The 15,040-nt window shown below is 32.1% G+C and carries 15 protein-coding genes; 3 read left to right on the top strand and 12 right to left on the bottom strand.

Annotation, left to right across the window (positions count from 1 at the left end; genetic code table 11):
• The 8 genes from Q0075_RS01165 to Q0075_RS01130 form a co-directional block, all read right to left on the bottom strand.
• On the bottom strand, positions 1-262 hold a 262-nt coding region (locus tag Q0075_RS01165; protein WP_297867918.1), incomplete at its 3' end, for a tetratricopeptide repeat protein.
• On the bottom strand, positions 262-2,040 hold the full coding sequence (locus Q0075_RS01160; protein WP_297867917.1) for a BatD family protein: 1,779 nt from the start codon (positions 2,038-2,040) through the stop codon (positions 262-264). The genes Q0075_RS01160 and Q0075_RS01165, both read right to left, overlap by 1 nt.
• Before the next feature lie 3 nt (positions 2,041-2,043).
• On the bottom strand, positions 2,044-2,814 hold the full coding sequence (locus tag Q0075_RS01155) for a tetratricopeptide repeat protein (RefSeq protein WP_291108917.1): 771 nt from the start codon (positions 2,812-2,814) through the stop codon (positions 2,044-2,046).
• Entirely contained in the window at positions 2,807-3,850 is a 1,044-nt protein-coding gene (locus Q0075_RS01150) for a VWA domain-containing protein (protein ID WP_297867916.1), read from the bottom strand. The genes Q0075_RS01155 and Q0075_RS01150 overlap by 8 nt, the downstream gene beginning before the upstream one ends.
• Before the next feature lie 11 nt (positions 3,851-3,861).
• Positions 3,862-4,866: a VWA domain-containing protein gene (locus Q0075_RS01145; RefSeq protein WP_297867915.1), complete on the bottom strand. Its 1,005-nt coding sequence runs from the start codon at positions 4,864-4,866 to the stop codon at positions 3,862-3,864.
• Positions 4,866-6,482, bottom strand: coding sequence for a hypothetical protein (locus Q0075_RS01140; RefSeq protein ID WP_297867914.1), 1,617 nt, complete (start codon positions 6,480-6,482; stop codon positions 4,866-4,868). The genes Q0075_RS01145 and Q0075_RS01140 overlap by 1 nt, the downstream gene beginning before the upstream one ends.
• Before the next feature lie 5 nt (positions 6,483-6,487).
• Positions 6,488-7,354 carry a DUF58 domain-containing protein gene (locus tag Q0075_RS01135; RefSeq protein WP_297867913.1) on the bottom strand — a complete coding sequence of 289 codons (867 nt, stop codon included), beginning with the start codon at positions 7,352-7,354 and terminating at the stop codon, positions 6,488-6,490.
• Positions 7,355-7,438: 84 nt separating this feature from the next.
• On the bottom strand, positions 7,439-8,443 hold the full coding sequence (locus tag Q0075_RS01130) for a MoxR family ATPase (protein ID WP_026725118.1): 1,005 nt from the start codon (positions 8,441-8,443) through the stop codon (positions 7,439-7,441).
• A gap of 176 nt (positions 8,444-8,619) precedes the next feature.
• On the opposite strand from Q0075_RS01130, the gene Q0075_RS01125 reads away from it, so the two are divergent.
• Both Q0075_RS01125 and Q0075_RS01120 read left to right on the top strand, forming a co-directional pair.
• Positions 8,620-9,492 (top strand): aldo/keto reductase family oxidoreductase, encoded by an 873-nt coding sequence (locus tag Q0075_RS01125; protein WP_297867912.1) that lies wholly within the window; start codon positions 8,620-8,622, stop codon positions 9,490-9,492.
• 49 nt (positions 9,493-9,541) lie between these two features.
• On the top strand, positions 9,542-10,684 hold the full coding sequence (locus Q0075_RS01120; protein ID WP_297867911.1) for an ATP-binding protein: 1,143 nt from the start codon (positions 9,542-9,544) through the stop codon (positions 10,682-10,684).
• A gap of 306 nt (positions 10,685-10,990) precedes the next feature.
• Here Q0075_RS01120 and Q0075_RS01115 read toward each other — a convergent pair whose 3' ends face one another.
• The 4 genes from Q0075_RS01115 to Q0075_RS01100 all read right to left on the bottom strand — a co-directional run bounded on the left by Q0075_RS01115 (position 10,991) and on the right by Q0075_RS01100 (position 14,158).
• Positions 10,991-11,635 (bottom strand): response regulator, encoded by a 645-nt coding sequence (locus tag Q0075_RS01115; protein ID WP_297867910.1) that lies wholly within the window; start codon positions 11,633-11,635, stop codon positions 10,991-10,993.
• Between the two features lie 40 nt (positions 11,636-11,675).
• Positions 11,676-13,661 (bottom strand): tetratricopeptide repeat-containing sensor histidine kinase, encoded by a 1,986-nt coding sequence (locus Q0075_RS01110; RefSeq protein WP_297867909.1) that lies wholly within the window; start codon positions 13,659-13,661, stop codon positions 11,676-11,678.
• 65 nt (positions 13,662-13,726) lie between these two features.
• Complete coding sequence (locus Q0075_RS01105) at positions 13,727-13,903, bottom strand: hypothetical protein (RefSeq protein WP_297867908.1); 177 nt, start codon at positions 13,901-13,903, stop codon at positions 13,727-13,729.
• Positions 13,904-13,924: 21 nt separating this feature from the next.
• The gene (locus Q0075_RS01100; protein ID WP_297867907.1) at positions 13,925-14,158 is read right to left on the bottom strand and encodes a hypothetical protein; all 234 of its coding nucleotides are present in this window, start codon (positions 14,156-14,158) and stop codon (positions 13,925-13,927) included.
• 139 nt (positions 14,159-14,297) lie between these two features.
• Between Q0075_RS01100 and Q0075_RS01095 the strand changes: the two genes are divergently transcribed.
• Positions 14,298-15,032, top strand: coding sequence for a metallophosphoesterase family protein (locus tag Q0075_RS01095; protein WP_297867906.1), 735 nt, complete (start codon positions 14,298-14,300; stop codon positions 15,030-15,032).
• Positions 15,033-15,040 lie beyond the last annotated feature (8 nt).

Genomic DNA, 15,040 nt, shown 5'->3' with positions numbered 1-15,040 from the left:
CTGGGTTTAAAAGCAATGCTTTTTCGTAATTGTAAATCGATGGCGCTACTTTTCCTAATTTGTAGTAACAATTCGCAATATTAAAATACAAATCTGCTGATTCGTTGCCTTTGTTTACAATGCTTTCGAAAGATTGCAACGCTTGTTCGTAATCGCCTTTGTTGTATAAATCGTTAGCTTTTTTAAAGGTAGCATCGATGGATTCACTTGCATTGGCAAATGAAATCAAAAACAAAAGGAATAGTATAATCTGCTTTTTCATTATTTCAATTGTTTTTCAAGTTCTGAAATTCGTTCCACAGCTCGTTCAAAATCATTTGTCATGGCGATATCGGTTGCTGGAGCATATCGCGCAAACTCGCAATCGTTCATTAATTCCATAAATCGATTAATACTTTCTTCGGATGCGTTTCGTTGTTGTAATAATTCGATGATGTTGTCTTTGCTCATTTCAACGGTTTCGATATGTAATTTAGCTTTTAAGAAATTGTGTAATGCCTTTTCCATTGCCATATAAAACGGAACTTTGTCGCCCATTTGTTTTTTGGCTTCCGACAAATATTTCTTCACTAATCGGTTGTTATTTCTAACTCGATTACCCACTACATCAGCATCTTTAGCCTCTTTTTGTTTTTTAGCAATCATCACAATCGGAATCAATAATAACGGTGCTAACAACAAACTATAAAATAGTCCCGAACCTAAGAAATCCTCTCTAGAAGCAGAAACAAATTCTGTTTTCAACTTATTGAATTGAAATACTTCTTTTTTCTGAATGACTTGTTTATTAGCACTTGGTGTATTGGCTACAAACGTTGCATCACCTTCCGCTACATCAATTGTAATTTCTTTTGATGTGATGGTTTTATACGATTTACTTCCCAAATCATAGTACGAAAACTCCATTGGTTTAATCGTGTATTTACCTTTAAACTGTGGAATAATCGTGTATTTGTCCGAAACTTTTCCTACCATACCTGTTAATGGTGTTTGTACGTTTTCGGTATGTGATGGTTCGTACATTTCTAAAGCAGTTGGAACTACGGGTTTTGGTAAGGTAAATAATTTTAAGTTTCCTTTACCTGAAACACTTACTTCTAAATCTAAGGATTCGCCTGCTTTTAATGCTGTTTTTGATGGAGTTACTTTAAAATCGAAATTCCCTACAGCTCCAGTAAAACTCGCTGGTTTTCCGTTTTCTGGAAGTGGTTTTACATTAATGGTTTGCGTTCCTGTTGAAAGTGATTTTTCAATAACTCGCATTTCGTATTCACCAAACCAATCGCGACGACCTGTTGGCACCTCAGCATCTAAATCGATTTTGAAAGGTTCTATGGTTTTAGCGCCCGATTCTAATGGATATAAAATCACTTTTCGAAGCACTACCATGCTGTAATCTTTGCCGTTGTATTTTCCGCGTTCAGCACGCAATTGCTTCATGTCGATATACTGACTCCAGAAATCATTGTATTTTGGTGCTTTGAAATTTCTGAAATTCCCAACCGTTGAACGAGGTTCGAAATACAACTTGTAAACTACTGTAACGGGCTCGTTTACATACGGATTTTTTGTAGATAATTCGGCTACCAAATGAATTCCTTCTCCATAATTCACATTTGTTGGTTGTTGGCCTGGATAGTTTGGCATTTGGATAGGATCGGTAATCGTAATTTTTATGGGTGCTGATTTGTAAACTGTTCCGTCATATTCAATTGAAGCTGTGCCAATAGTAAAAGTTCCTTTTTTAGTTGGGGTTAAATAGTAAATGACCTGAGTTGAAATTTCTCTTTTTTGGTTCACTCTACCATTTATAATCGTAATTGAAGTTTGGTTTCCTTTATTGATGAAAGGTCCTTCCGCTTTAAATCCGGGAAACTTTGGAGCTACAAAATTATCCCCTTCATTATTTATAGAAAAAACCAATTGAATGCGCTCGTTTAAACCATAAGAACTTCTTTCTGTTTGTGCTTCAAATTTTACTTGAGCGGAAACAGTATTATAGTAAACCGATAAGAATAAAACTAAAAATATCTTTTTCATTTGTTACCAATCTTTTTCATTTGAAACCGGACGTGCTTTTACCTTCTTAGCATTCACTTTGTCCTGCACTTTCTTCTCTGCATTATTAACTGCATCTAAAATATTATCGATGCGTTGTTTGTCGGCACCGCTTGGTTTTGGGTTTTCGTTTTTATCTTCTTTTTTCTCTCCGTTACCTTTACTTTGTTGGTTGTCGCCTTGTTTGTCTCTATTGTTCTGATCGTTTTTGTCCGAATCTTTCTTATCGTTTCCTTTGTCGTTTTTGCCGTCTTTATCTTTTGGCTGTGGTTTATTGTCTTGACCTCCACCACCTTTGTTGTCTTTCTTATTGTCTTTTGGTGGCGGATTGTCTTTATTTTTTCTTTTAGCTAAAGCGTAATTGTAACGGGTTTCTTCGTCATTTGGGTTGTTTCGAAGCGCATTTTTATAAGCATCTGCTGCTAAATCATATTTCTTTTCTAGCATAAAAGTGTTACCTAAATTATGATAAATTCGGTACTTTTCTTCTTTCGTTTTCGCATGTTCCAAGGCTTGAATATATCGAATTTGCGCTTCGCCTTGTTGGTTTTGACGATACACACTATTTCCTAAGTTATATCCAGCAGTTGCTTTTTTAGGTGATTTTTTTGATTCGGTTACACGAAAATCGGCTTCGGCATCAGCGTATTTTTTTTCTTTAAATGACTGATTTCCGTTGTAAAGATTTTTGTCTTTTTCTTGTCCGAAAAGCAAAACACTATTCAATAATAGCACTATGTAAAGTATCTTACGCATGTTTCTTTTCATTAAATAAGTTCAACTTTTGCACCCATGCCGTTTTTTTCTCTAATAGGAAAACATCTACTAACAATAATAAAAATCCTAAAGCTAAAAACCATTGATATTGCGATTCAAAATCAGCAATTTGTTGTGATTCGAATTCTGATTTTTCGATTTTATCTAATGACTTTTTAATTTCTTCTACCACATCTTTTGTAGTAGTTCCCACGATATATTTTGACTTTGTATTATCTGCAATTTTCTTTAAAACTTCTGGATATAACTTGGTAATTACCGTTTGTCCTTCTTGATCTTTTTTATACGAAGCGATAGTTCCTTTATCATCACGTAAGGGAATTGGGCCACCTTTTTCGGTTCCTACACCAATTGTTATAATACGAACTCCTTTTTCTTTTGCCAATTCAACAGCGTCATCTACTCCTTCTCCGTGGTCTTCACCATCAGAAACTAAGATGATTAACTTACTAGTATCTTTTACATCAAAGAAATCTACCGCTAATTGAATAGCATCATTAAAAGCAGTTCCTTGCGAAGAAACCATATTGGTATTCATACTTTGCAAGTACATTTTAGCAATACTATAATCGGTTGTCATGGGTAAAACTGGATAAGCACTTCCTGCATAACCTACAATTCCTACGCGGTCATTTCCTAATTGGTTGATGATTTGCGAAACGATTTGCTTGGTTTTTTCTAATCGATTTGGCGCTACGTCTTCGGCTAACATACTTTTTGAAATGTCTACTGCAAACACAATATCAATTCCTTGACGCTTTACGGTTTCCATTTTCGTTCCCATTTTTGGGTTCACCAAAGCAATAATAATACAAGCCAATGCTAACAACAAAACTCCTAATTTCAAAGCCGGTTTAAAGCTGGATTTCTCTGGTGCCAATTGATTAAACAATTCCAAATCGGCAAAAATGGCTTGTCTTTTTCTTTTCCAAAACAAATTGAATAGAAAAAGTGCTACTATTACGGGTAATAGCGCTAATAAGTAAAAATATATTGGACTTTCTAATTCAAACATTGTTTTTCTTTCTAAACGATTCCTCTAAAAACTGAATTTCTCAAAAACACCTCAACACCTAACAACACAAACGCAATCAATACGAATGGCTTGTATTTCTCGTCGTAATTGTAGAATTTCTTCTCGTCAATTTCGGTGGTTTCTAACTTATTAATTTCGTCGTAAATAGCTTGTAATTTTTTGTTTGATGTCGCTCTAAAATACTTTGCATCTGTAGCTTTCGCAATTTCTTTCATTAAGCCTTCATCAATTTCTACAGGCATTCTTCTAAATACCAATTTACCATTCGCATCTTTTGCAACTGGAAACATGGCTTGTCCATTTGTTCCAATTCCAATGGTATACACTTTGATGTCATATTCTTTAGCAATTTCAGCAGCAGTTCTAGGATCTATTGTCCCTGAATTATTCACACCATCCGTTAATAAGATGATGATTCTACTTTTTGCTTTGCTGTCTTTAATTCGGTTGATTGCGGTTGCTAAACCTACTCCAATTCCAGTTCCATCAGCAATAATGGAATCATCATATTCGATGGTTTTTAGCGATTGTAAAATAATCGTTTTATCAGAAGTTACAGGTGTTCTCGTGTAACTTTCACCAGCATAAACTACTAATCCAATTCTATCGTTAATTCTATCTTGAACAAATGTGGAAGCTACTTTTTTCAAAGCTTCTAGACGATTTGGTTTTAAATCATTTGCCAACATACTACTCGAAACATCGATTGCCATTACAATATCAATTCCTTTTGTGGTTTTCGATTTTGAGGTTACGTCAACGCTTCTTGGTCTTGCTAATGCGATGATTATTGAACTTAATGCTAAAATTCGCAATACGTATAAAAACGGTTTTGCTTTAGCCAAGAAAGTTCTATTCTGTTTGAATGGTTCTAATGAACTCATTTTTACCGTTGCCGAAAGTTGGTTTCTTTTATAAAATAACCAACCAATTGCAATTAGTAAAACCAAAAACAACCATAAAAATTCCGGATTTAAAAAGGTTACTTTTCCCATTATTTCTTGGCTTTTCTTAGTTCAATTGAATTCTGAATTTTCTCAATAATCTCCATGGCATGCTTATCTTCTTCCCTGTACATAAAGAAAAATTCTTGAGCGCCACCCGGTTGCGACAACACCATAATGTCGTACTGCATTTTTATATCTTCTTCGCTATCAGTGTCCAAAGCCGTGAATGTTCCATAGGCTTTTTTACCTGAAAGACCTTTTACGTTTTCAAATTCGCCTGTTTTTACGATGATATTTTTAGCTCCAAACTTTTCTAATTCTTTCAAATCGGCTTCCAATGCTAAATCTAAATCTATCTTCGTGGTATCTTTGTAAGCGGTTGTAATTAAAACAATTGAGAAATCATCTGTAATATTTCCATACGCAAAACGACTGGTTGATTTTACGTTTTCTGGAAGGTTGTTTTGAATTTTCTCATCAATCGTTCGCTTTAAAACTTTTGGCGATGAAATAATGATAGCTGGTTCGCCATATTCCGAAGTAATCCATTCTTTTTCCAACAATTCTTTGGTAGAATAGCCAAAATAACTGTCTTTCACAAAATCAAATCCTATCGTATAGGCGAAAATTACAACAGAAGCCACCAATAAAAAGGCTGAAATTCCGGCTGAAAGCGCTAAACGTTTTGCTTTTTGTTTTTGCATTTCTTTCTTACGAACTTCTTCAGCAAACAAAATTGCAGCTTGATCTTCGGTTCTAGGTAATGCTTTGTCAATTACCAATAAGAATTTATCGATGATTTTTTTATCGGTTTCAATTTCAAATGGTAAAGGTTGTGATTTGGCAAATTTAACCAAATCGGAATTTTCTAAAACTTTTTTGAATTTTTCTAAATCTTCACGATTGACAAACATTTTTTTATCGGCAATCGCTTTTTTCAACGCTTCCATTAATTCACTCGAAGTACTTTCCATCGCTGGAATATGAATCGATTCTTCAATATATGTTCTGGTGATATCGGTCATTTCAGAATAGTATTCTTTCACATCACCGCGTTGCACTAATTGTTTTTTATCTAAGTTTTGAAGATACGCAATCGCTTTTTCAATTGGTGAAGCGAAAAATTCTTCTTCTTGTTTTTTGTCTTTTTGTAAACGTTTGATGATGAAGTATGATGCAAATCCAGAAGCTACAATCAACACCAATAAAATTAGGAGTTTCCACCATTCGCTCATTGGTTTTTCTTCGGTAGCGATGATGTCTTTGATATCATACATTTGTTGTTTCGTGGTATCGACTTTTACATCGTTTACCAAAATCGAAAGCGAATCGGTACGGAATTCTTTCTGATTGATTTTTACCAATAATTTCGGAATCACATAGCGTCCCGAATCAAATTGGGTTAACCCGTACTTTTTGATTAATTCGTATTGGTTGTCATTTTTTACGGTATCAATAGGATATGATTCTAATATTTCCAAAGCACCAAAAAACTTCCCATCTGGAAAAACGACTTTATCTTTTGCGTTTACTTTTGCTTTGATGGTTAAATTGAATTGTGATCCAATTTTAATTTGGGTAGAATCAATAGAAGACGAGATTTGTTGGGCAAAACCCAAAAATCCTAACAATAAAGCAATATATAAGTAAAGTTTCTTTTTCATTTTTCTTAATTACGCGCTTTAAAATAACCTAATAATTTGGTTACATAGCTTTCATCCACTCTAGAACTAATCGTTCCAGCTCCACATTTTGAAAAAATATCTTTGAAATAATTTACGTTTTCACGATAGTATTTTTCGTAATCCATTCGCACTTTATTGGATGTGGTATCGACTAAAAGTGTTTCGCTTGTTTCGGCATCTAGCATATTTACCACACCAATATTTGGAATGCTTTCTTCGCGTTGGTCAAACACTCGAATACCGGTTACATCATGACGTTTTGAAGCGATTTTTAGCGTGTGTTCGTAATCTTTCACCATGAAATCGGAAATTAAAAACACGATGGCTTTCTTTTTCAAAACGCTCGATAAATATTTCAAAGCTTGCGATAAATCGGTTTTTTTGCTTTTCGATTCGAATTCGATTAACTCGCGAATGATTCGTAAAACGTGTGATTTTCCTTTTTTAGGCGGAATAAACAATTCGATTTGGTCCGAAAACAAAAGCAAACCAATTTTATCATTATTCTGAGTTGCCGAAAATGCTAACGTGGCTGCGATTTCGGTAATCATATCACGTTTTAACTGATTTTTTGTACCAAAACTTTCCGAACCCGAAATATCCACCATTAACATCATGGTTAATTCGCGTTCTTCTTCAAATACTTTTACGAATGGTTCGTTGTAGCGTGCGGTTACATTCCAATCGATAGCTCTTACGTCGTCACCGTATTGGTATTGGCGCACTTCTGAAAACGTCATCCCGCGTCCTTTAAAAGACGTGTGATATTCTCCCGAAAAGATATGATCACTCAATCTTCGGGTTTTGATTTCTATTTTTCGAACTTTCTTTAGAATTTCTTTGGTATCCATTTCTATTAGTTGACAGTCGCAGTTGACAGTCGCAGTTAAAGAACAGAATTATCTGAAAACTGAGACTGAACACTGATAACTAAATTAAGGCACTTCAACTTCGTTAACAATTCTGCTAATAATGTCTTCTGTGGTTACATTTTCAGCTTCTGCTTCGTAAGTAATTCCGATTCTGTGACGCAATACATCGTACACTACAGCACGAACATCTTCAGGAATTACGTAACCTCTACGTTTGATGAAAGCGTAACATTTAGCAGCTGTGGCTAAGTTGATACTTCCACGTGGCGAAGCTCCAAAACTGATTAATGGTTTTAGACTTTCTAATTTATATTTTTCTGGATAACGTGTTGCGAAAATTAAATCTAAGATGTATTTCTCGATTTTTTCATCCATGTATACTTCACGAACGGCTTCTTGCGCTCTTAAAATTTGCTCTAACGAAACCACTTGGTTTACTTTTTCAAAAGCACCTTTTAAATTTTGACGAATAACGTGACGCTCTTCCTCCATTTTTGGATAATCAATTACCACTTTTAACATGAAACGGTCAACTTGCGCTTCAGGTAATGGATAGGTTCCTTCTTGGTCAACCGGGTTTTGCGTTGCCATTACTAAGAACGGTTTGTCTAACTTAAACGTTTCGTCACCAATGGTAACTTGCTTTTCTTGCATGGCTTCTAACAAAGCAGATTGCACTTTTGCGGGCGCACGGTTAATCTCATCCGCTAATACGAAGTTGGCAAAAATTGGCCCTTTACGAATGGTAAAGTCGTTTTGTTTGATGTTATAAATCATGGTTCCTACCACATCGGCTGGCAATAAATCAGGTGTAAACTGAATACGACTAAACGAACCATGAACTGCTTGAGAAAGCGTATTAATGGCTAAGGTTTTTGCTAATCCAGGAACTCCTTCCAATAAAATATGTCCTTGACCCAACAAACCTATTAATAATCGCTCGACCATGTGTTTTTGACCTACGATTACCTTATTCATTTCCATTGTAAGTAAGTCTATAAAAGCACTTTCTCTTTCAATCTTTTCATTAATTGCCCTAATGTCTAAGGTTGATGTATTTTCTTCCATTTTATGATTGTATTTGGCGGTGTGAAATTAACAACATTTTTTAACAGTGCAAATTGAATTTTTTTTTGCTTTTAACTTGTTAACATTGCGTTAAAAGTGAATAAAAAAGAATGATTTTATGAGTGTTTTATGATTCTATTTTATAATTTTAAGAAAAAATTAAAAACACAACAACTATGTCTGTAGAATTATCACCTATTATTGCCGGAGTTATGAATTGGGGTGTTTGGGATAAAAACCTAAATACCAATGAATTTACTCACTTAATTAATTTATTCATAGAAAACGGAATCACTACTTTTGATCATGCCGATATTTATGGAGGTTATACCACTGAAGCTTCGTTTGGAAAAGCACTTACTGAAAGTAAAATAGATCGCAAAAAAATTCAATTAATTACTAAATGTGGAATTCAATATACTTCTGAAAACAGACCTAATAATTCGATAAAACATTACGAATATTCTAAAGATTATATTATTTGGTCAGCCGAAAATTCATTAAAAAATCTACAAACGGATTATCTGGATGTTTTATTACTTCATCGTCCAAGTCCGTTAATGCAAGCGGACGAAATTGCCGAAGCCGTTTCGAAATTAAAAGCAGATGGAAAAATTCTATCTTTTGGAGTTTCTAATTTCACACCTTTTCAAACCGAATTATTACGTCAGAAAACCGAAATTTCTTTTAATCAGGTACAGTTTTCTGCAACACATTATGAAGCTATGTTAGACGGTAGTTTTGATTACATGCAAGTCCACAATATCAAACCTATGGCTTGGAATCCGTTAGGAACTGTTTTTAGAGAAAATACCGATCAAACCTTTAGATTGCGTCAACTTTTAGCTAAGTTAGTTGAGAAATATCACATAGGTTCTGATATTATTTTATTAGCTTGGATTATGCAACATCCTGCTGGAATTTCTCCCGTTGCCGGAACGGTTAATTCAGGAAGAATTCAACAATTAATGAAAGCAAAATCGTTAGTTTTAGATAAGCAAGATTGGTTTGCTATCTGGACAGAAAGCATGGGAAATAGAGTGCCTTAGAATAGTAATCAGTATTCGGTTAACAGTGTTCAGAATATTCAGGTAAAAAATGATCAACAAGCGGCTTCTTATCAAAAATCTTTTAGCTCATCATGATGAGAACAGTTTTTATGATAAGAAGCGGCAGTTGAATTTACACACCAAAGAAGGAAAAGCCAAGTTTTTAAAGCACATTTGTGCGCTTTCCAATTCCAATCCGAGTAACAATTCTTATATTGTGGTGGGTGTGGAAGACGAAACCAATGAAATCGTTGGTAATGATTTTTTTGATGATAGCCGAATTCAGAATTTGGTAAATGCTTTTTTAGAAAATCCACCTAAAATTCAGTACGAAAATGTGCCTTTCCCAAACCTTCCAAAAGATAAAGTGGTAGGATTGGTTACCATTAAACCGAAATCTAAAAATTCATATTTCAAAAAAGGCATTCATACCATTGAAGCGAATACTTATTTCGTTAGAAAGGGAAGCAATACTTCACCTACGACTGAAAAAATTCCGTATTCGAAACAGAATGTGGAGACGGTTATTAGTATTGAAAACAGCTCTCGTAATAGCATTGAACACACCTTAGAAAGTGTTTTGGATTTTATCAACAATCGCCATAAGGACTTGCCTTCCAAATACAAAGTTTTCAAAGAATTATTTGTGGTTTGTTGGGCTGGAAATAAGAAAAAAGTTCGGGATAAAGAGTATTATTCTAGAGTGGATATTGAGTTGGTCAACGAACAGGTAAAACTGTTTTATTCGGCTTTAGACGAAGTAAGTATTACCTATGATGATAGCAGTTTTAGTATTACCGAATACATTTCTTTAGGATTAAATGATAAAACCAGCTACTATCCGTTTGAAAAAGTTACACTAAGTTTTTTTGATAATGGTTATTACAAAATGAATTCAGAAATGTTGTTTGAACCTCCGCAATACAACCGAAAAATGTTGCATCATATTTATAATTCTCATCTTGCTTTACTTTCTAAGCTTCAAAAGGGATTACTTTTACAAGAATCGGAAAAGAGAGATATAGAAAACTTTCCTCAAATTATGATGATTTGTTATTTAAATGGATTTGAAGATGCCAAACAAAAATTGATTGATGCTAAACCCTATCTAAAATCATTTGAAAATCCGCTACTTTATGTCTCGTTTAAAGAAGCAATGCGAATTTTAAGAAAAATGAAATATTATCAATAAATTTTTTTGTTTTTAATGAAGAGAATTAATGATAAATAGGAAATAAAAAGGAAAACGCCTAATATATATATTAATTCAAATTGAGCATGATAACCAATACATTTTGATAAAAAGGTACTACTTTCAAAAAAAATCGTATTATAAGTTAAATCAACTACAGTGTATAACCATACCAAACTTAGAAACAATAATAACAGCAAGATTTTAGTATAGAGTTTCATCCTTTTAATATTTAAATTACATTGTAAAGATAAGTATGCTTTTTAGATGGGTTGCTGTAGTTTTTCTGCACATTTTGTTAAAATTTCAGATTAACCCTCTTTTTTTAGCTTCTTTAATAATATCTTCATCTGAGCCTTTTTCAATATTAAAGAACTCTTTTATGTGAGCTTTTCTTTTATCAATGGCACTTAAGGTAATGCCTATATATTCAGGCATATTCTTAGTTTTAATTCCTTGAGCTAATAGGGTTATGATTTGTTGATAATAATCATCCAAAAGAAATTCATTTGCCATTAACTCATTAATATTTTGTTGTACGGTTCGGCTTTTATATTTATCACCCGTCATAATTTGGTTGAAAGCATTTAATAATTCTTGAGCTGAAAAATCACTTTTCACTAAGAATCCTTCAGGCTCAATTTCTCTATGAATTTTATATAGTAAAAAAGCCTCAACATGCGATGTTAAAATAATAATTTTTGTAGACGGCATATAATTTCTAACTAATCTAGCCAAGTCATGCCCTGAGAAAATTTTTTGTTCAGGAAAAGCAGGTAAGCTTAAATCGATAAAAACTACATCGTATGCAACATTATTTTGATTTTTAGTAATCAAATAATAAGCGCCTTCACAATTATAAGCTGGAGTAATATCAATTTCAAAATCTAAATCATTAAAAGAAAGAATACTTTTATACCCTTCTATCATAGAGGGATGGTCGTCAATCATTAGTATATTGAGTCTTTTATTTTCCAAAATAATATCCTATTTATAGTTTAACTTTTAAAATTACTGATGTTCCCTTATTAATTTCGGACGAAATTTTTATTCGACCATTAATTGATTCCGCTCGGCTTTCCATGTTTTTTAATCCTATACCCGTTTTTAACTTTGTCAAATTAAATCCTACACCGTTATCTTTTATAGTCAAAAACAAAAATCCATCTTCAATATATAGCTTTAAAAAAATAGAAGAAGCATTTGCGTGTTTGTTAATATTATTTAATGATTCCTGAATAATTCTGTAAATATTCATTTTAATTAATGCAGAAATGGTTTCTATTGTTTCATCTGTTGTAATAGTGTACTCAAATTGTGTTAAATATGTTTCTTTCTGGTTTTGAATTAATTGTTCCAAAATACTTCTGTAATTTCCGTTATTTTGAAATGACTCAGAAAATAATTCGTGTGCAACAGTTCTTATTTCACTTTCAACGCTTTGAATTTTATCAATATACTCGATACTACGTTTTATAACGCTTTCATCGGGTTTTTGAGTTAACGCAAACAAATTGAATCGAATTCCTGCGAGTTTATTTAAAATATTATCATGAAGGTCTTGTGAAATTCTTAATTTTTCTTTCTTTTTTACTTCTTCTAATTCGTCATGCTTATCAAGCATTAATTTATAAATTTCCTCATTAGCCTTTTGTTGTTCTTGATTAAAAAGTAATTCTTTGTGTTTGCTTCTTTGATAAAGAATAATGTAAAATAATATGCCAAAAAAGATAACAAGTAATGAGGATATTAAAATAAATCGAAATTTATTTGAAATGGCTTCTTTTTCAACTATAATTTCATCTGTTTCAAATTCAATTCGGGCTAATTTATTGCGTGTTAATCTTTCTTGTTGCTGTAGACTATCACTAAGTTTTATATACTCTTGAGCATATTTTAAGCCTTCCTTGGGTTTTAATTTAGTATAAAAATCTAATGTTTGTAATACTTCCTTATTAAAATTTGATTCTTTTGCTAGACGATTTGCGGCATCATTATATTGAATAGCGGTATTAGTATCTTTTTTTGATAAATAGTATTCTGTAAGATGGATTCTACTGTTAATTTTACCGTAATCCTCATGTAAATCATCTCTAAGATTTAATGCGGTAATAAAATCTTTTAATCCCTCAGTGTTGTTAATCTTAAAACGAGAATAAGCAAAATTATCAAGTAAAGAAGCATATAAAACAGGTTGGATTTCCTTTAGATTCTTAATCTTTAAACCTTCTGCAAAAATATCACTTGCTTCTTTAAACTTATTAATATTTAAATAAACAAATCCAATATTATTTAATGTTTGCGCTTGAAAAATTGGTTTATATGTTTCTTCATCAACACTTTTAATCTGCAATAAAGATTTTTGATGATACTCTAATGCTTTTTCATAATTTCCTAACCCTACCAATGATGCACCTAAATTTACATAACACTCATAAATCAATTCTTGATCATTTAGCTCTTTGGCAATATTCAAAACTTTAATTGTTTCTGATTCGCTACCTAAAAAATCTTTTTCATACGATAAAATGTATGCCTTATGCAATTTAGTATTGGCAAAATTAAGTTTATCATTTAATCCGTTGTATTTCTTTTCTGCCGCTAAATAATAATAAAAAGCACTATCGTTTTTAGTGGTTGAAAAATAATAATCCCCTAAGTAATATTCAGCTTTAGCTGTGTTTAGAGAATCGTTATTGGAAATTGAAATCTGTAATATTTTATGAGTGATTTTTTTATATTTCTCATATTCTAATAATCCAAAATAACGATTCGCTGCCTTAAAATAATCTTTAATTTTAATTGAATCATTAAAATTTGATTGATCAATAATATTAATTGCAGAGTCAATATATTGTAATCGATCTCTTTTTTCAATAGTAACATTTGAACTTTTTTCGAAATATTCATTCAATTTTTTTTGTAATATAGACTCATTCTCGGTTGAATCACATCCAACGAGAAATAATAAAGACATAAAAATTACGACCTGTTTCAAATAAAAGATTCCTTTTGAACAAAATTACATTTAAAAGCTAAAAATTAATCTCTTTTAACAATTATTATGGGTGTTCGTGAACAAGATACATTATCTATTTTATTTATTTCAAATTTTTCTATTTTATAAGACATTACTTTTTCAATAGAATCATTCTCTTTGTTTTTTGGCATATTAGACAAAAACAAAGAACTCACTATTAATAATACAATTGTTTTCATATTTACTATATTTTAATTTTTTTAGTCTTTTTTAACAATAATAATTAGAGGATTTCCATCATCTTCTCTTTGTAACATATCAGAATTTGCTTCTTCATCTTTAGTTACTGAATCCCCATTTTTAAATTGTTCGTTTTTGATATTTTCTGTTACTTTTACACTTTGTTCAAGAGCAGCATCATACTCGTCTGTTGTACAAGAAAAAAGAGAAACACCTACTACCGTTAGAACTAATGACTTAACTAAATTTTTCATAATGATTTAATTTTAAAGAGTTATTAATATTGAAATTATATTTGTTAATATGAAATACAAAAATAGAAAGTCATGAAAGATAAATTGCTGTAGTTTTTCTGCATATTTTACTAAAAATTGAATAAAAATTGAATTATTTATGAGAAAATTCGTATTAGGAGATATTCATGGTGGATTAAAAGCCATTCACCAAGTTTTAGATAGAGCCAATGTTACTAATAATGATACTTTGATTTTTCTTGGTGACTTTGTCGATGGTTGGAGCGAATCTCCAGGAGTTTTGGATTTTTTGATTGAATTACAAAAAAAACAACCTTGTATTTTTATTCGTGGCAACCACGACGAACTTCTATTAGATTGGCTATTAGGCAATAACGAAAATATTGATGAAAAATTGTGGTTTCAACATGGTGGAGAAGCAACAGTTACATCCTATCTAAATATTGACTCGGAAACGAAAAAGAAACATATTCGTTTTTTACAATCGCTTCAAAATTATTATTTAGATAATGAAAACCGGTTGTTTATTCATGCTGGTTTTACGAATATGAAAGGTGTAGAGTACGAACATTTTAAACCGCTTTTTTATTGGGACAGAACGCTTTGGGAAACCGCTCTTGCACTTGATCCGAAACTTTCTAAAGATGCTATCATTTATCCAAACCGACTAACTCTATATAAGGAAATTTACATCGGACATACTCCAGTTACAAAAATAAATGAAAACATCCCTATGAATAAAGCTTGTGTGTGGAATATAGATACTGGTGCTGCTTTCAAAGGTAAACTTACAATAATGGATATTGAAACCAAAGAATTCTGGCAAAGTGATGCTTTACCTGAATTGTATCCTAATGAAAACGGAAGAAATTAAAATTGTAT

The organism is uncultured Flavobacterium sp. (assembly GCF_937967675.1).
GTDB lineage: Bacteria > Bacteroidota > Bacteroidia > Flavobacteriales > Flavobacteriaceae > Flavobacterium.
Note: the sequence above shows the minus strand (reverse complement) of the source record. Positions and strands in the feature narration are given on the sequence as shown.